Source organism: Micromonospora sp. NPDC047527, assembly GCF_040643015.1.
Classification (GTDB): domain Bacteria; phylum Actinomycetota; class Actinomycetes; order Mycobacteriales; family Micromonosporaceae; genus Micromonospora.
Map to the genome: position 1 here is coordinate 1532979 of NZ_JBEYTK010000001.1, position 17208 is coordinate 1550186.

Below are 17208 nucleotides of genomic sequence, written 5' to 3' on the forward strand. Positions count from 1 at the left end.
AGTGTCAGTGAAGTGCGGGCCAGTCGACTTCTCTCCGTCCTGCTGCTGCTCCAGTCGCACGGTCGGCTGACCGCGGCCCAGCTCGCCGAGCGGCTGGCCGTCTCCCCGCGCACCATCTACCGGGACGTGGAGTCGCTGCACGCCGCCGGCATCCCGCTGTACGGGGAGGCCGGGCACGCCGGCGGCTACCAACTCGTCGACGGTTGGCGCACCCGGCTGACCGGCCTGACCGCCGAGGAGGCCGACCGGCTCTTCCTGGCCGGGCTGCCCGGCCCCGCCGACGAGCTGGGCTACGGCGACGTGGTGGCCGCGCTGCAACTCAAGCTGCACGCCGCGCTGCCGGAGCCGCTGCGCGACCGGGCCGCCCAGCTCCAGCAGCGCTTCCACCTGGACACCCCCGGCTGGTACGCCGACGGCGACGCGTCCCCGGAGCTGGCCCGCACCGCCGAGGCGGTCTGGCGGCAGCACCGCGTCGAGGTGCGCTACCGCGGCTGGAAGGGCGAGGTGACCCGGGTGCTGGAGCCGTACGGGCTGGTGCTCAAGGGCGGCCGGTGGTACGTGGTGGCCACCCAGCCCGGCCGAGGTGAACCGGCGACCTACCGGGTCAACCAGATCCTCGCCCTGACCCCGCTGGCGCAGTCGTTCGAGCGGCCGGCCGACTTCGACCTGCCGACCTGGTGGCGGGCGCACGTGGTGGGGTTCCGGGCCCGGCTGCACCGCGACGAGGCCACCGTCCGGCTCTCCCCCGCCGGCCGGGAGCGGCTGCGGGAAATCGGCAGCGATCCGGTGGTGGCCGCCGTGGACGCCAGCGCCGGGCCACCCGACGCGCGGGGGTGGGTGACCGCCGTGCTGCCGATCGAGTCGCTCACCCACGCCCATGGTGACCTGCTGCGCCTCGGTGCCGACGTGGAGGTGCTGACCCCGCTCGCGCTGCGCGAACGCCTGGCCGCCACGGCGGCCGGACTGGCCGCCCTCTACGCCACCACCGACCAGTCGGCCCGATAGCCGCTCTTCCACAGTGGAGGGCCGGCGGGACATCGACTGTCGGCAGGATGTGCCACCCTGGGACGGTCACCAGCGGTCACCGGAGGTGAGAGCCACGCTACGGCTAGTCGCACTGGTCGCCGTCCCTGGCACCGGCCCGGTGACCCTCGACGTCCCCGCCGGCACGACAGCGGCCCTGGTGGTGCCGCCGGGGGTCGGCACGGCCGTGGCCCGGGTGCTGGTCGGGCTCGCCGCCCCGGTCACCGGGCGAATCATGGTCGGCGTTCGGGACGTCACGGCCCTGCCTCCCGCGCGTCGGCAGATCGGCTACGTGCCCGCCGGCGGCGCGCTGCTGCCACAACTCACCGTGCGCCGCAACATCGAGTACGGCCAGCGCAAACGCGAGCGGGTGCACGAGGTGGCCGACGACTGGACGTCCACGGTGGTGGACCGGCTGGAGTTGGCCCCGACGCTGGGTCTGCTGCCGCACCTGCTCTCCGACGCCCAACGGTTCCGGGTGGCGCTGGCCCGGGCGGCGGTCTGCCTGCCCGAGGTGCTCGTGGTCGACCTACCCGCCGACCCGGCCGGCGGCAGCCGCCTCGCTGACCTGCTGCCCCGACTGTCCCCGCCGGCCGCGCCCGGGTTGGCCGTGCTGGTGTGCACCGCGGACCCGGCCACCCTGGCCGAAATCCCCCGCCGGCACGAGCTGGTCACCGAGCCCGACGGAGCGCTGCCGTGACGCCGGGTGGGCGGGCCACCCGACGTACCCTGCTGCGCGCCGCCGCGGCCGGCGCGGCGGCGACCGTCGCCGGCTGCACCGGCGGGAGCCGTTCGGTGCAGGTGGCGGTGGTGTGGAGCGGCAGCGAGTTGGACCGCTTCCGGCAGGTCGTGGCCGGCTACGGCCCTTCCGTGCACGTGGTCAGCGCCGGTAACGACATCGACGCGTTCCTGCGTGCCCGGCACCTCGCCGGCACCGCACCGGACGTGGCGATCCTGTCGCGTCCCAGCCTGGTCACCGAGTACGCCGCGCGGGGCTGGCTGAACCCGGTGCGCCCGTCCAGCGAGTACGCGGTGCCCACCGGGCTGAGCGACCTGCTGATGACCGGCGGGCAGCACTACGGCGTGTGGGTGAAGGCGGCGCACAAATCGCTCGTCTGGCACCTGCCCTCGGTGCTGCCCGAGCCGCCGGCCAGTTGGGACGAACTGGTCACGCTGACCCGCCACCTCGGCGCGCTCGCCCGGCGCCGGGCCGGCCCGGCGCCACTGGCGATCGGCGCGGCGGACGGCTGGGTGCTCACCGACTGGTTCGAGAACGTGCTGGCCGACCTGGCGCCCGCCGCGTACGACGCCCTGGCCGGGCCGGACGCCGACTGGCAGAGCCGACCGGTGCGCGACACCCTGGACCGGCTCGCCGAGCTGTGGAGCATCGACGGCGCGTTCCCCGGCGGTGGCCGTCGCGCCCTGCTCACCCAGTACGAGGAGTCGGTGATCCAGGTGGTGCGCTCCCGACGGGCGGTGATGGTCTTCGAGGCCGACTTCACCGCCGAGGTGGTCGGCAGGTTCCGCAGTGGCACCGAGGCGCCGGTCACCTTCCGGTTCCCCAGCGCGGGCACGGGCGGCGGTCCGCTGATCGTCGGCGGGGACGCGGCGGTCGTGTTCGCCGACGCCCGGGGCGGTGTCGAGCTGGTCGAGTGGCTGACCAGGGCGGACTCGTTCCGGCCCTGGTTGCACGCCGGCGGCTACCTGTCCCCGAACACGACGATCCCGCTGACCGACTACGTCGACCCGGTCCGCCGCCGGCTGGCAGGCGAGATGCGCGGCCCGGGCACCACCCTGCGCTTCGACCTCTCCGACCAGTTGCCCGGGGCGTTCACCGGCTCCGACGGTGTGGGCATCTGGCGGATCATGCAGGACTTCTTCGCCGACGTCACCGGCGGTGTCTCCGCCGCCGAGGCGGTCCGCCGGGCCACCGGGCAACTCGCCGAGGCGGCCCGCAGCGCGGGCGGTGGCCGATGAGCGAAACCCGGGTGCTCGGCGAGTTGGCGGTGCTCGACGACGTCGGCCCGCCCCGCCGTGGCCGCGCCTACCCGGCGGCCGGGGCGACGTCCGCGCTGCTGCTGCCCGCCGCGGTGCTGCTCGGCGGGCTGGTGCTGTGGCCGGTGCTGCGTACCCTGCACGCCAGCGTCACCACCGACGGCCGCTGGGTCGGCGCGGAGCACTTCCGCACCGCCCTCGCCGCTCCGGGCACCGGCGCCGTGGTCGGCCGGACGGTGCTGTGGGCGCTGCTGGTGCCGGCGGTGGTGACGGCGCTGGGTTACCTGCTCGCCGTCGCGTCGCGCCGTTCCCAGGAGGGTGGTCTCGTCCGCCTGATCCTGCTGGTGCCCGTGGCGCTGCCGCTGGTCGTCACCGGCGTGACCTTCCGGCTGATGTACGACCCCGATCCGAGCCGTGGCCTGGCCACCCTGGTCGCGGCGCGACTGACCGGCCGGTCCGCCGAGGACGCCCCGCAGTTGCTCGGGCCGGGCCTGGTCACGGTGGCGCTGATGTCGGCGTTCGTCTGGGCGTGGGTGGGGTTGGCCGTGCTGGTCTTCCGGGCCGCGCTGGACCGGGTGCCGCCGAGCCTGGCCGACGCGGTACGCGCCTACGGCGGCGGTCGCCGGCACGTCCTGTGGGACGCGCAGTGGCGGCCGCTGCTGCTGCGTACCGTCGCGGTGGTCTTCGCGCTGGTGGCGCTCGGCACCAGCCGGACCTTCGACCTGATCCTGGTCATGACGCCCGGGTCGGTGCGCGACGACGCGGCGGTGCTGGCGCTGCGGGTCTGGCAGACCTCGGGCGGCACCACCACCGGGCCGGGTGCCGCGCTCGGTGTCATCTGGCTGGTGGCGGTGGTCGCCGGCATGTTGGTGGCCGCGCTCTTCGTCCGCCAGGCGTGGCCGCCTCCGCGCGCCGAGGCCGGTTCGAAGCCCACCCCGCCGGCACCGCCACGACGCCTGTTCCGGCTGCTCGCCGCGGCTGCCGCGGCGGCCTGGCTGATACCGCTCGTGGTGCTCGTCGCCACGTCGGCGCACGGGCAGGTGGACGCGGCCGCACGCGGCTGGTGGTCCGCCCCGCCCGGGGCCGGCTCCTACCGGGCCCTGCTGACCGGCGGGGAGCTGTGGCGGGCGCTGGGCTTCACCCTCCTGCTGGCCACCGTGGTGACCGCCACGGTGCTCGTCATCGCGCTGCTGGCCGCGTACCCGCTGGCCTGGCTGACCGGGCCGGCCGCGCAGGCGACCGGCCTGCTGCTGATGGCCGCCACCATCGTCCCGGTGCAGGTGATCGCCGGGCCAGTCAACGAGGTGCTGGGCGTGGTGCTCTCCTCCGGCACCGCCCGAGGGCTGGCCCTGGTGCACGTGGCGCTGGGTGTGCCGTTCGCGGTGCTGGTGCTGCGCAACGCGTTCGCCGACCTGCCCGCCGAGCAGGTGCGCGGCGCGCGGCTGGGCGGGCGCCGCTGGTGGGGCACGCTGCGCCGGCTTGGCCGGCACAACCTGCCCGCCGTGGTCGCGGTCTCCGTGCTGGAGTTCGTCCAGGTGTGGAACGACCTGGTGGTGGGCCTGCTGTTCAGCGGGCCGGAGGCGACGCCGCTCGGGCTGTTCCTGGCCGGGCAGAGCCGGGGCTTCGTGTCCAACAGCGGGGTCCTGGCCGCCGGGTCGGTGCTCGCCTCGGTGCTTCCGGTGGTGCTGATCGTGCTCGCCCGGCGGCAGCTCGTCGCCGGTCTGGTCGCCGGAGGTGTCCGGTGACCAGCCCCACCGGCACCGGCCGGGGGCCACGCTGGCCGGTGCTCATCGCGGTCGGCACGCTGGTCAGCGGGGTCCTCGGCAACCTGGCCAGCAACCTGCTCTCCGAGCTGGCGGCCAGTGTGCTCGGCCCGGCGAGCATCGCGCTGGCGGTCAGTGGCGCCATCGGCTTCGTGGTGTTCGAGATGCGCCGACGCCGGGCCGTCCGCGGGGCCGGCGCGGAGCCCACCGACGTCGTCACCACACCGGTCACCGACGTGCCGACGCTGCCGTACACCGCCGGGTTCACCGGTCGCGACGAGCACGTCCAGGCGGTGCTCGACCTGCTCGCCCGCGAGCACGCGGTGGCGGTGCTGGGTCGGCGGGCGGTGGGCACCTCCGCCTGCGCCGTCCACGTGGCGAACCTGTGCCGGGACGACTACCCGGACGGGCAGTACCATCTCGACCTGCGCCGAGGCGGTCGTCCCCGCTCCGCCCGGCAGGTGCTCACCGCCCTGGCGGGTGTCCTGGGCACCGCACCGCCCACCTCGGGCCGACCGGACGCCCTCGCGACCGCCGCCGCCGCGCTGCGCCGCAAGCTCGACGGCCGCAAGATCCTGCTGGTGCTGGACAACGTCGACCGTCCCGAGCAGGTCCGGCCGCTGCTGCCGCCCACCGCCCGCACCTGCCGGCTGCTGTTGGCCGGAGGCCCCGCGCTCAGCGGGCTCAACGGGGTGGTGACGCACTGGATCTCCGAGCCCGGCCCCGACGAGGCGGTCGAACTGTTCGCGGCGGCGGGCGGCGCGGCACCCGCCGCCCGGGTCCGCCGCGCCGACCCCCGCACCGACCCGGCGGTACGCGAGATCGCCGACCTGTGCGGTCGGCAGCCCCGCACGGTCCGCGCGCTCGGCTACCGCACCGCCCAGCACGGCTGGCGGCACGCCGACGTGCTGGACGCGCTGCGCCGCGCCGTGCACACCCCACCGCACCAGCGCGTCGCCCTCTCGCCCGCGGCCCGGCTGGTCACCGAGCGGGACACCGCGTACCGGGCGTTGACCCGCGAGGCCCGCCGGCTCTACCGGCTGATGTCCCTGACCCCCGCACCGGTGGACCGGCCGACAATCGCCGCGCTGGCCGCGCGGCACCCCGAGCGGGTGACCGCGCTGCTCGACCAGCTGGCCGCCGCCGCGTTCGTGGTCGGCGCACCCGGCGACCGGTACGAGATCCGGCCGCTACTCGCCGCGAACGCCCGCCTGCACCTGCGCGACGCCGAGCCCGCCCGAACCCGGGTCGCCGCGCAGGCCCGGCTGACCCGGCACCTGGCCCGCCGCGCCGAACGGCACGCGACCAACCTGGCCGTGCTCGGCTCCCCACCGGACCGGGAGTGGTCGCTGCCGCTGGACGACGACCCGTACGGCTGGTTCGACCTGCACCAGGAGCTGCTGCTGGCGGTGGTCCGGGTGCCGGCCGGGGCGGCCGAGACGCTGCCCCGACGGGTACGCCGGTGGTGGTTCCGGCTGGCCGTGGCGCTGTGCGGGTGGCTCGCGCACGTGGAGCGGCTCGACGAGTGGGAGCAGGTCTGCCGCACCGTGCTGGCCACCCCGACCGCCGACGACCGGCCAGAGATCGCCGGGTGGGCGCACAACGAGCTGGGCGTGCTGCGCCGACGCCGACACGACCCGCAGGGCGCCGCCGCCGCGCTCACCCTCGCGGTGGCCGAACGCGGCCGGCGCGGCACCGCCCAGGCCCGGATGAACCTCGGCCTGGCCCTGCTCGACCTGGGGCAGCTCGACGACGCCGTGGAGCACCTGGAGCTGTCCCGCCGGCACCGCTCCGCGGCGGACCGGGCCGGGCTCGCCCTCACCGACCTGGGTCTCGGCGCGGCCCAGCTGGCCCGGGGTGAGCTGGACACCGCACACCACCACCTGGTGCGGGCGGCGAACACGTTCCGGTCGGTGGGTGACGCGCGCGGCTACGCGGCGGCGCTGACCAACCTGGTGCTGGTGCACGCCACCCTCGGCGAGCACCTCGACGCCGCGCAGGCGTGGCGGGCCGCGCTGCGCGAGTACGAGTCGGTCAACGACCCGACCAGCCGGGCGGCGGCGCTGCTCAACGCCGGCGCGACGCTGTTGACCAGCGCCCCGGGGCAGGCGCGGGCGGCCTACGAGCTGCTGGCCGAGAGCCGACGGCTGCGCGAGGAGACCCGGGCCACCCCGGGGCTGGCCCGCACCCTGCTCTACCTGGGCGACGCCGCCGCCGCGCTGGGCGACCCGGCCGACGCGCGGCGGCACTGGGCGGACGCGGCGTCGGTGGCGGAGGAGGTCGACGACGCCCCGGTGCTGGCAGCCGCCGACGACCGGCTGGACGACTCCGCTGTGTCGCCGGGCGACAAGTGACCCGTACGCGACCGGCGGGCTGCCGGCCGCTGGTGGGCGTCTGCGAGAGTGTGTGACCGTGGATGCGCTCTCGGTGCGGGGACTCAGTCGCAACTTCGGCAACCTGGTCGTGCTCGACGACGTGAGCTTCACGCTCGCGGCAGGGCGGATCGCGGTGGTGCTCGGCCCCAACGGCAGCGGTAAGACCACCCTGCTGCGCTGCGTGGTCGGCGCCGACCGGCCGGACGCGGGTGAGGTGTTCGTGCAGGGCCGCCGGGCCGACGAGACCGACCCCCAGGTACGGGCGCTGGTGGCCGCCGCTCTGGACGACATCGACTTCTTTCCCGACCTGTCCGTGGTCGAGCACCTGGAGCTGGTCGCGTACGCCCACGGGGGCACCGCCGACCCGGTCGAGGAGGTCCTCGCCGAGTTGGGCCTGGAGCCGGCCCGTGACCAACTGCCGGTGACCCTGTCCAGCGGTCAGCGCCGCAGGCTGGCGCTGGCGTCCTGCTTCGTACGCCCTCGCCGGGTGCTGATCCTGGACGAGCCGGAGCAGCGGCTGGATGTGCGTGGCCGGCAGTGGCTGGCCGACCGGCTGCGCCGGGAGCGGGACGCCGGCACCGCCGTGCTGCTGGCCTCGCACGACCCGGAGTTGATCGACGCGGTGGTCGACGAGCGGATCGAGATCGGCCGGTGACGGCCCAGCCGGCAACGATCGCCGACGCGCCGGCCGAGCTGCCCACCGCCCGGCAGGTGCGGACGCGCCTGCGCCAGGCCCGCCGCCGCCACCACGAGCACTCCCTCGGAGACGTGCTGGGCGACGCGTACGTCATGGTCCTGTTCGTGGGCATGTACGGCTGGTTCGCGATCAGCGCCAGCCGCGACATGTTGGCCTCCCCGACCATCGGCCGCGCCGACCCGGGGGTGCGATGGTGGCTGGCGGTGGCGGCGCTGCTGGCCGGCGCCGGGCTCGCCTGGCGAGGCCTGCGGGCGCTCGGCCCGTTGCTTGTCACCCCGGCCACGCAGAGCTGGGTGACCAGCGCGCCGGTCGACCGGCGGGCCTGGCTGGTGCCGCGCCTCGGTGTCCTGCTGACGGGCGCGGCGGCCGGCACGGCGCTGCTCGGCGTGGCCGTGGCGGTGCTGGGCGGCGTCACCGACCTGGGCGCCCTGGGCTGGGCGGCGGGTGCCGGCGCCGGGTGGGGCGCCGCCGCGCTGGCGCTGAGCGTCGTCGCGCAGGGCAGCCGGACGGGCCGGCGATGGCCGACGCTGGTCGGTGCGGTGCCGATGGTGACGGCCGGCGTCGTCACGGCCGTGGTGGTGCTCGCCGGTCGACTCGGGGACGGGCTGCCCCGGCCGGCGGCGCTGCCGACGACCGCGCTGGTCGCCGTGGGGGTGCCGCTCGCGGTCGTCGGCACCGTCTTCGCGGTCCGCGCGCTGCCCCGGGTGGACCGGGCCACACTGACCACCGGCGCGCAGTTCGCCAACGCTGCCGCCACGGCGACGATCCTGCTCGACCCGAGCCTGCTCACCAGCCTGGTGGAGAGCAGGCGGTGGCGCCGCATCGGCCGGGTCCGCAGCAGCCGGATCCTGCCCGGGCCGAACTGGTGGGCGCTGTTGCAGGCCGACGTACGCCGGCTGCGCCGCCACCCCAGCGCCCTGCTGATCTGGGCGGCGCTCATCGGTGTCCAGTACGCTGCCGCGCTCGCCCTGCCCGGGCTGGCGGGCGCCGCGCAGGTCGTGTTCGCCTACCTCGCCACCGACCGGCTCACCGGCGGCCTACGGTCGATCAGCCGGTCACCGGGGTTGCGCCGGGCGCTCGGCGGCAGCGACAACCTGCTGCGCGGGATCCACGTGGTGGTGCCGGCGATCGGCGCGGGCCTGTGGTGGCTGCTGACCCTGCCCACCGTCGAGCTCGGGCCGCCCTGGCTGGCGCCGACGCTGGCGCTCGGGGTGGTGGCCGCCGCCTGGCGGGCCGGCACCCGTCCGCCGATCAACTACGGCGGCGCGACGGTCAACACACCGTTCGGGATGGTCCCGGTCGACCTGCTGCGCCAGGGCTCGCGCGGGCCCGCGCTGCTGGCGGTGCTGGTGCTCGTCCAACTGTTCCTGGGCTGACCGGGGTCGACCGCCCGGCTGCGGCGCAGCCCGCCCACCACAGAACACGCTGCCCGACACGCTCCGCAGTCGCCCGGGACCGTTACCGTCACCTCTGGAGGAAACCGACGGTCGCGAACGGGACAGCGAGCGGCAAAGCCGGCACGTATCCTCCGCATTCCGGTGATCGGTGGGCCACGACGGAGGGGGACCGGATGCCCGGCTGGGCGGAGCGGGGCGGCCGGCAACGACGTGCCTTCGTCGTCGGCGGGACGCTGCTGGGAATCGCCGTCGTGATGCTGCTCGCCGCCTGGCGCAGCACCGGCTTCCTCAGCGACCTGCTGCTCAACCTCGGCTCCAGTGTGGTGCTCGCGGCCATCTCGTACGTCATCTTCGACCCCCTGTTCGAAGAGGCCCGCAGGGCGCGGGTGCAGGAACACCTGAGCTTCGACCAGCGCGCGTTCGTGACGCGGCTGCACCGCTCCGGCCGCCGGGTGCGGATCCTCGACACCTGGACGATCCTGCTGGAACGCACGCACCGCGAGGAGACCCTGGGGGCGGTCCGTGCCGCGCTCGGCAACGGCGCGCAGGTGCAGTTGCTGCTGCTCGACCCGGACTGCACCGCCGCGCAGCAGCGCTCCGAGGAGCTGGAACGGCAGCGGGTGGACGTGCCACGGCAGATCCGCACCAACCTGCGCCACCTGACGGCCTTCCAGAGCGCCCTCGATCCCGCGCTGCGGCACCGGCTTCAGGTCCGGCTCTACGACGCGTCGCCGTCGATCCAGCTCTACCAGTGGGACGGGCGTGCGCTGATCTCGTTCTTCCCGATCGGGAAGCTGTCGTTCAACGTGCCCCAGCTCGAGGTGGACATGGACAGCCCGTGGGGTGGGTTCGTGCACGCCCGGTTCGAGGAGCTGTGGGAGCACGAGCAGGCCACCGTGAACCTGGAGCGCTACTGGTCGGTCACCGTCACGCTGCGCCACGACGACTCCGACGTGGTCGAGGTGCAGGTGCCCTACGTGACCGTGGAGGGGCAGCACTACGTCGACTGCCCGGGGTTCCGGGTGACCGGGCCGCTGACCGTGCGGGCCGTGCTGCCGCCCCGCGCGCCGGGCGCGGCCCCGGGGGTGTTCGGGCTGGCCGAGCCCACCGACACCGACCGTACGCCGGCCGCCACCGTGAAACGGCACTTCGACCAGAAGTACGGGCACGGCGACGGGCAGCGGGCGATCCGTCGGCTGGTGCCAACGCCGGGCGGCCCGCGTACCCCGGCACCCCGTTCCGCGGCGGCCGGCGACGCGCACGGACGGTGACCCCCGGCCGGTCCGGTGGGGCGAGGCGCGGGACAATGGTGGCCTCGGCGCGCCGCCGCACCCGATCACCCGGAGGGCCGTTCCCCTGTCGCCCGACCCCGCACCGCCGCCCGGCTCGGCACAGTTGCGCGCCGACTGCGGACGCTGCTTCGGGCTGTGCTGCGTGGTGCCCGCCTTCGCCGCGTCGGCGGACTTCGCGATCGACAAGCCGGCCGGGCGGCCCTGCCCCAACCTGCGCCCGGACCACCGCTGCGGGATCCATACGCAGCTCCGCGAGCGGGGGTTCCCGGGCTGCACGGTGTTCGACTGCTTCGGCGCCGGGCAGCAGGTCGCCCAGGTCGCCTTCGGCGGGCGGGACTGGCGGGACGCGCCGGAGACGCTGCCGGCGATGGCCGAGGCGTTCACCGTGCTGCGTCCCCTGCACGAGCTGCTCTGGTATCTCACCGAGGCGCTGGCGCTGCGCCCGCCGGCCGGGCTGCGCGCCGAGCTGGAGCGTGCCCGCGCCGACACGGCGGCGCTCACCGCGGCCGACCCGGCGCGGCTGCGCACGGTGGACGTCGCCGCGCACCGCGACCGCGTCAACCCGCTGCTGTCCCGGGCCGGCGACGCGGCGCGGTCTCCAGGGGGCGCCGATCATCGCGGTGCCCGGCTGCTCGGGGCGGACCTACGCCGGGTGGACCTGCGGCGGGCCAACCTGCGCGGGGCGCTGCTCATCGGCGCCGACCTGCGCGGCGTCGACCTGGGCCGGGCCGACGTCACCGGCGCGGACCTGCGCGGGGCCGACCTGCGCGGCGCGGACCTGCGCGGCACCCTCTTCCTGCACCAGGCCCAACTGGACGCCGCCCGGGGTGACGCGCGCACCGGACTGCCGGCGACGCTGACCCGGCCGGCGCACTGGACGGCCCTGCCACTCACCCCGGTACCTGCCACCGCGCGTCGGGGTCGACGTCGCTGACGGTCGCGGCCGGCCCAGGTTTCGGCCGCGACGACCCGGGTAGCCACCGCCGACGCGCAACGGCACGACGGGGGGGCAACGGCGTGGGTTTCCGAAAGCGTGACGGTGAGCTGCCGGGCGACCCGCAGCACAGCGAGGACGAGGCCGGTCAGGTGCCGTTGGTGCAGGTCGAGGCGGACACCGAGGTCCCACCCCCGGACGACACCGACGTACGCCCGGACATCGTGACCGAGGACAACAGCTCAGGCATGACGGGCGGGTCGTCCGGCAGCAGTGGCGGCGGGTCGAGCATGCCCGGCCATCCGGACGCGGCTCGCTGACGCCCGGTCAGCGGCTGGTCAGCGCGGCCTCCCGCGCCTCGGTCATGCCCTTGTTGGCGAGCCCGTCGGCCCGCTCGTTCTCCGGATGCCCGTTGTGCCCCTTGACCCACAGCCAGGTCACCTGGTGCCGCTCGCAGGCCGCCTCCAGCCGCTGCCACAGGTCGGCGTTCTTCACCGGCTGCTTCGCGGCGGTCAGCCAACCGTTGCGCTTCCACGACGCCAGCCAACTGGTGATGCCGTTGCGCACGTAGGTGCTGTCGGTGTGCAGCTCCACGGTGACCGGCCGGTTCAGGCTCTCCAACGCCTGGATGGCGGCCATCAGCTCCATCCGGTTGTTGGTGGTCGGCGTGGCCTCGCCGCCGCAGAGCTCCCGCTCGTGGTCGCCGTAGCGCAGCAGCGCACCCCACCCGCCCGGCCCAGGGTTGCCACTGCACGCCCCGTCGGTCCAGATCTGCACGCCCCTGCCGGCCGCCGCGTCCACCATGCCCGGCAACCTACCCGGCGGCGACATCGTCCGGCGCGGCACCCACCACGGCCGCCGGGATGGACGGCGCGGGCCGGGCGGGCCGCAGCCGGTCTCGGACGCGCTGCGCCGCGTCGCCGGCGGAGGCGGCGATCATCGGCAGCAACCGGGTGGAGTTCATGATCGCGATCTCCTCGGCGGGAGTGGTCACGCCGTCGAGGAAGCGCAGCACCCGCTCGGCCGGGTTGCGGTCGAAGAGCCGGTCGAAGAAGTCGGGGCCGCCGACCCCGCCCCGATCCAGGGCCCGCAGCGCCACCGCGTCCATCCAGCGGTGCCGGCGGGGGTAGGCCGGAGCGGGCACCGGCGCACGGCCGGCGGCGAGCGCGCGGGCCACCTGGTCGGCCTGGCGGTACATGGCCGAGAAGGTGAAGCCGGTGGAGGGACGGGTGGCGCCGCCGGCCGTTCCGAGGCGTACGACGCGGCGTGTCGGTCGGGCCGGGAACGGCGCGTCGGTCATTGGGATCACCCCGTTCTCCACCTCGCGCACCCGCAGCCCGGCCGGGTCCAGCCCGAGCAGGTCCCGGTACGCGGCCAGCGCCGTGTCGTACCCGGTGTCGGTGAGCAGGTCCGGCGAGAACTCGGTGTACTCGACCAGGGCGTAGCGGTCGCTCACCGGCAGCACGTACCCGAAGGAGACGCCCCGGGGCGGCTGCGGGGTGCGGAAGTCCATGAGCACCGCCCGCCGCGGGTCGAACACCGGCCGGTCGGCCTCCAGCCACCAACCGCGGAAGTGCTGCAACCAGGTGGTCCGCCCGGGTCTCGCCGGTGGGCGGGGGCGGGAGTCGAGCACCCAACCGGCGCGTACGGTCTGCCCGTCGCCGGTACGCACCAGCACACCCGTGCCGTCGTCGGTCACCGTCTCGGCGGGAGCGACGATCCGGGTGGCGTCCAGGCGGCGCTCGGCCTCGGCAGCGGCGTCGTAGACCGGGCCGGAGCGCAGCATCGCGTACCGCAGGGGGGCCAGGTCAAGGACGCGACGCCGCGCCGGGGTGGCCACCTCGACCTGCTGCCAGCTCGCGCTGAGCATCGGGTCCAGGTCGCTGTCGGGGTGACCCCAGAACGCCCAGGTGCGGTCCTGGCCGCGTCGGCGCACCGGGTCGACGATGGCGATCCGCAGGTCGCGCACGCCGTGCCGGTCCAGTGCGGCGAGCAGCAGGGACGCGGCGCCGCCGCCGCCGAGCAGGGCGAGGTCGACGTCGAGCGGCGCGGAATCGGTCACCGCCCCACGCTGCCACACCGTCCCGCCCGGTCGCGCGTCGCCATCCGGCGCTCAGGACACCGGTGCGGGTGGTTTCGGGTGGACACGTGACGGCAACGAAGAATTCTCATTTTCACCGGATCGAGGACCCAACCCACCTAGGGTTGGGCACACCGGTGCTCGTCACGGAGTTGGCCACCCGAACGACGTCCCACGCAGTCAGCGGACGAAAAGTGAGGGAAGACGCGTATGAAGGTCTCAACAGCACTCTGTTCGGCGGCGCTCGGCGTGGGCCTCGGCACGCTTCTGCTGCCAGGCGCCGCACTGGCCGACACTGTCGTGTCACCGGCCACCACCCCGGTCGGGGGGACTGTCGTGCTCACCGCGACGACCTGCAACCCGAAGTCGGGTGACGCCATCTTCCGCGTCACCGGGCCCAACCGCGACCAGAACGTCCGATCCACCACGGCCGCCGCTGGCGGCGGGCTGAGCGCGGAACTCTTCACCGCCGGATTCACCCTGGGCACCTACACGGTGGCCGCGACCTGCGGCGACGGCAGCTCGGCGGGCAGCGCGACGTTCACCGTCACCCCGATCGGCGGCGCACCGGCCGGCTCCGGCGGCGACAGCCGCGACACCGGCGCCCTCGCCGCCGGAGGCACGCTGCTCGGCGCCGCCGCTGGCGGGGCGCTGATCCTGTACCGCCGGCGCCGCCCGGTGCCCACTGTCGCCTGACCGGCGGCCCGCTCCATCCCTGAGACGGGTGCCCGTGCCGGTGACACCGGCACGGGCACCCCGACGATCCGGAGGTCAGCACGTGTGGTGGCGGCGGACCCTACCGGCTGTGGTCGCCGTGGTCGGCCTGTCCGGCCTGGGACTGGTCACCGTCGGTCTCACCGGCGGCCCGGCACGGCCACCGCGACCGCCGGCCGACGCGCCGAGGCGCACCCACCCCGCACCGGACCTGGCGCCACTGAACCGCGCCGCGCCGGTACGGGTGCGGATCCCCGCCATCGACGTCCACGCCGAGATCGTCCCGGTCGGCGTGGACGCCGCCGGGGTGCTGGAGGTGCCGCCACTGGACCGGCCCACCGTCGCCGGCTGGTACCGGCACGGGGCCAGCCCCGGCGAGACCGGCAACGCCGTCCTGGTGGGACACGTCGACTCCCCGGCCGGTCCGGCGGTCTTCTTCGACCTCGGCCTGCTCCGCGCCGGCCAGGAGATCCAGGTCACCCGGGCCGACGCCCGGGTCACCACGTTCACCGTGGACGGCGTCCAGGCGTACCCCAAGGACCGCTTTCCCAGCGGCCTGGTCTACGGCCCGGCGGACGCCGCCGGGCTGCGCCTGATCACCTGCGGTGGCCGGTTCGATGCCACGACCGGCAACTATGTGGACAACGTCGTCGTCTTCGCCACCCGCACGGCCTGACCAGCGCCTGCGGTCGGAGGTGCGGCAGGATGGCGGTGTGGGCAAGGGTGCGGGGCGCCGCCGGGCGGGCGCGACAGTGGGACAGGGGTGTCCGTGCGGATCTGGCCGGGCGTACGCCGATTGTTGTTCGCCGGTGCACGGCGGCGGCGCGCAGGCGCCCACCGCCGAGGCGCTGATGCGCTCCCGGTTCAGCGCCTTCGCCCTCGGTGACAGCGGCTACCTGCTGCGCAGCTGGCACTCCTCGACCCGGCCGGCCCGGCTGGAACTGGACCCGGGGCAGCGGTGGACCCGGCTGGAGATCGTCGAGACCGAGCGGGGCGGCCTGCTCGACGCCACCGGCACGGTGACGTTCCACGCTCACTACCGGGCCGCCGGCCAGCCCGGCACGATGATCGAACGCAGCCGGTTCGTCCGCGAAGACGGCCGTTGGGTCTACCTCGACGGCGATCAGCCCTGACGCTGGAAGGCACCACTGGAGTCGAACGGAGACCACCGATGACCCTGACGTTCATCAACCTGCCGGTGCGCGAACTGACCACCGCCGCCGAGTTCTACCGGGCGCTCGGTTTCAGCAGCGACCAGGCCGGGCCGGAGGGGGACAGCATGGCGCTCACCGTCACCGACAGCACCCGGCTGATGCTGCACGTCCGGTCGGCCTTCGAGAGGTACACGGGGGTCGCGGCCACGGACACGGAGAGCAGCCGGGAGGTCGTCGTGGGGATCTCCGTCGCGAGCCGGGAACGGGTCGACGAACTGGTTGACCGGGCGGTGGTGGCCGGCGGCGAGCCGCTCGGCTCGGGGACGGACAGCGGGCCGATGTACATGCGCGGCTTCCGGGACCTCGACGGCCACCAGTGGTCGTTCCTGCACCTGGCGAGCTGAGCGAACGTCGCCCGACCGGTCAGTCCGGGCCGCGCGCCCCGGCCGCGACGACGCCGGTGGGCACGGCCGCTCGGCGGCGGCGGCGAACCAGCACCAGAGCCATCACGAGGTACGCCCCAGCCACCACCGCGAACGCCACCGCGTTACCGGCCGCCGTGGCGACGAGGCCGTAACCGGCGTACGTCACGATGATCAGCACGTCGGTGGCCATCCCGGCCAGCGAGGTGACCGTGGCCCGACTGCTGCCGGTGATGCTGGCCTGCAATCGCGCGTCGGCGAGCACGGTGGCCAGTTGCGCGGCCCCGAACGCCACCGCGAGCAGCACGAACCCGGCCGGGTGCCCGGTCAGGGCGCCGCCGGCCAACGTGACGCCGACCAGGCCGAGCAGCGCGGCGTAGCCCCGGACGCCCAGCCGCTCCCCCGCCGGGGCGAGCAGCCCGCCGATGGTCACCCCGGCCCAGAGCAGCAGGAGCAACAGCGGCACGGTCGGCGCCCCGACGCCGGTGTCCAGTGCCAGCAACGGGGTGTACTCGTCCAGCGCACCCCAGTCGGCGGCCACCACGGCGACCAGCAGCACGGCGGCCCGCACCGGTGGACGTGTGCGGACCTGCGTCACGCCCGCCCGCACCGTGCCCCACCAACCCAGGTCGCCCTCGTCGCAGTCCGGGGTGGACGGCGACAGGCCGGACGGCGACGGGCCGGACGGGTGCGGGCGGTGCTCGGGAAACCGTAGGGCGACCGCGCTGGCGAGCAGACAGGCGAGCACGCTGGCCGCGCCGACCGCCGGGTAGCCGCCAGCGGCGAGCACCGGGCCGGCGAGCACCCCGGTCACCACCACGCCCAGCACGCCGGCCGTCCGCGCCCGACCGAGCACCCGGGCGTACCGGCCGGCCGCGCCGAGCCGGTCCAACTCGGTGAAGACCAGCGCCTCCAGGGCGCCGGAGACCAGCGCCGCCCCGGCGCCCCAGAGCAGGAACCCGACCGCGAACGCCGGGTACGACGGGACCAGCACCCAGAGCGCGTACCCGGCGGCGGTGACCAGCGGGGCGAGACACAGCAGCAGCCGGCGGGACACCACGTCGGCCCAGGCGCCCGACGGCACCTCGAACACGATGCCGGCGGCCGACCAGATGACGAAGAGCGACGAGACCTGCCCCACCGACAGGCCGGTGTCGGCGAAGAGCACCACGTACAGCGGGTAGAGCAGGACGAGGTCACTGAGGAACGCGTACCCGTAGAGGGTGACCGTCAGGCGGCGGACCGCCGGGTCGGGCACGCGCGAGGCGAGGTGAGTCATGGGGCCTTCCCGTGGGAGTGGACACGGACACCGGACGTGCGGTGCCCGTGGCGGCCCACGGGATCGGCCTACGGCACTGGATC

At 75.3% G+C, this 17208-nt stretch carries 17 protein-coding genes; 14 read left to right on the top strand and 3 right to left on the bottom strand.

Annotated features, from left to right (window positions below):
* Window positions 1–12 precede the first annotated feature (12 nt).
* From ABZ808_RS06835 to ABZ808_RS06880, 10 genes are all read left to right on the top strand, one after another.
* A complete protein-coding gene (locus tag ABZ808_RS06835) occupies window positions 13–1005 on the top strand; it encodes a WYL domain-containing protein (protein WP_357001903.1) in 993 nt (330 codons plus the stop codon).
* A gap of 85 nt (window positions 1006–1090) precedes the next feature.
* A complete protein-coding gene (locus ABZ808_RS06840; protein WP_357001906.1) occupies window positions 1091–1723 on the top strand; it encodes an ATP-binding cassette domain-containing protein in 633 nt (210 codons plus the stop codon).
* Window positions 1720–3000 carry an extracellular solute-binding protein gene (locus ABZ808_RS06845; protein ID WP_357001909.1) on the top strand — a complete coding sequence of 427 codons (1281 nt, stop codon included), beginning with the start codon at window positions 1720–1722 and terminating at the stop codon, window positions 2998–3000. The genes ABZ808_RS06840 and ABZ808_RS06845 overlap by 4 nt, the downstream gene beginning before the upstream one ends.
* A complete protein-coding gene (locus ABZ808_RS06850) occupies window positions 2997–4763 on the top strand; it encodes a hypothetical protein (RefSeq protein WP_357001912.1) in 1767 nt (588 codons plus the stop codon). Before ABZ808_RS06845 ends, ABZ808_RS06850 begins: the two co-directional genes overlap by 4 nt.
* Window positions 4760–7135 carry a tetratricopeptide repeat protein gene (locus ABZ808_RS06855; RefSeq protein ID WP_357001915.1) on the top strand — a complete coding sequence of 792 codons (2376 nt, stop codon included), beginning with the start codon at window positions 4760–4762 and terminating at the stop codon, window positions 7133–7135. Before ABZ808_RS06850 ends, ABZ808_RS06855 begins: the two co-directional genes overlap by 4 nt.
* A gap of 73 nt (window positions 7136–7208) precedes the next feature.
* Window positions 7209–7811, top strand: a complete 603-nt coding sequence (locus tag ABZ808_RS06860) for an ABC transporter ATP-binding protein (protein WP_357001918.1) — start codon at window positions 7209–7211, stop codon at window positions 7809–7811.
* Window positions 7808–9229, top strand: coding sequence for a DUF6297 family protein (locus ABZ808_RS06865; RefSeq protein ID WP_357001921.1), 1422 nt, complete (start codon window positions 7808–7810; stop codon window positions 9227–9229). The genes ABZ808_RS06860 and ABZ808_RS06865 overlap by 4 nt, the downstream gene beginning before the upstream one ends.
* Before the next feature lie 194 nt (window positions 9230–9423).
* A complete protein-coding gene (locus ABZ808_RS06870) occupies window positions 9424–10521 on the top strand; it encodes a DUF5919 domain-containing protein (RefSeq protein WP_357001924.1) in 1098 nt (365 codons plus the stop codon).
* Between the two features lie 85 nt (window positions 10522–10606).
* A complete protein-coding gene (locus tag ABZ808_RS06875) occupies window positions 10607–11476 on the top strand; it encodes a pentapeptide repeat-containing protein (RefSeq protein ID WP_357002802.1) in 870 nt (289 codons plus the stop codon).
* An 83-nt stretch (window positions 11477–11559) separates the two neighbouring features.
* The gene (locus ABZ808_RS06880) at window positions 11560–11796 is read left to right on the top strand and encodes a preprotein translocase YidC (protein ID WP_357001927.1); all 237 of its coding nucleotides are present in this window, start codon (window positions 11560–11562) and stop codon (window positions 11794–11796) included.
* 7 nt (window positions 11797–11803) lie between these two features.
* Here the strand turns inward: ABZ808_RS06880 and rnhA are convergent, their stop codons facing one another.
* On the bottom strand, window positions 11804–12280 hold the full coding sequence (gene rnhA / locus ABZ808_RS06885; protein ID WP_357001930.1) for a ribonuclease HI: 477 nt from the start codon (window positions 12278–12280) through the stop codon (window positions 11804–11806).
* Window positions 12281–12290: 10 nt separating this feature from the next.
* Window positions 12291–13538 (bottom strand): lycopene cyclase family protein, encoded by a 1248-nt coding sequence (locus ABZ808_RS06890; protein ID WP_357001933.1) that lies wholly within the window; start codon window positions 13536–13538, stop codon window positions 12291–12293.
* Between the two features lie 228 nt (window positions 13539–13766).
* On the opposite strand from ABZ808_RS06890, the gene ABZ808_RS06895 reads away from it, so the two are divergent.
* The 4 genes from ABZ808_RS06895 (at window position 13767) to ABZ808_RS06910 (ending at window position 15828) form a co-directional block, all read left to right on the top strand.
* Entirely contained in the window at window positions 13767–14252 is a 486-nt protein-coding gene (locus tag ABZ808_RS06895; protein WP_357001936.1) for a hypothetical protein, read from the top strand.
* Between the two features lie 109 nt (window positions 14253–14361).
* Window positions 14362–14946 (top strand): class F sortase, encoded by a 585-nt coding sequence (locus tag ABZ808_RS06900; RefSeq protein ID WP_357001938.1) that lies wholly within the window; start codon window positions 14362–14364, stop codon window positions 14944–14946.
* A gap of 37 nt (window positions 14947–14983) precedes the next feature.
* Entirely contained in the window at window positions 14984–15403 is a 420-nt protein-coding gene (locus tag ABZ808_RS06905) for a YchJ family protein (RefSeq protein WP_357001941.1), read from the top strand.
* Between the two features lie 38 nt (window positions 15404–15441).
* A complete protein-coding gene (locus ABZ808_RS06910; protein ID WP_357001943.1) occupies window positions 15442–15828 on the top strand; it encodes a VOC family protein in 387 nt (128 codons plus the stop codon).
* A 19-nt stretch (window positions 15829–15847) separates the two neighbouring features.
* Here ABZ808_RS06910 and ABZ808_RS06915 read toward each other — a convergent pair whose 3' ends face one another.
* Window positions 15848–17125, bottom strand: coding sequence for an MFS transporter (locus ABZ808_RS06915; protein WP_357001946.1), 1278 nt, complete (start codon window positions 17123–17125; stop codon window positions 15848–15850).
* Window positions 17126–17208 lie beyond the last annotated feature (83 nt).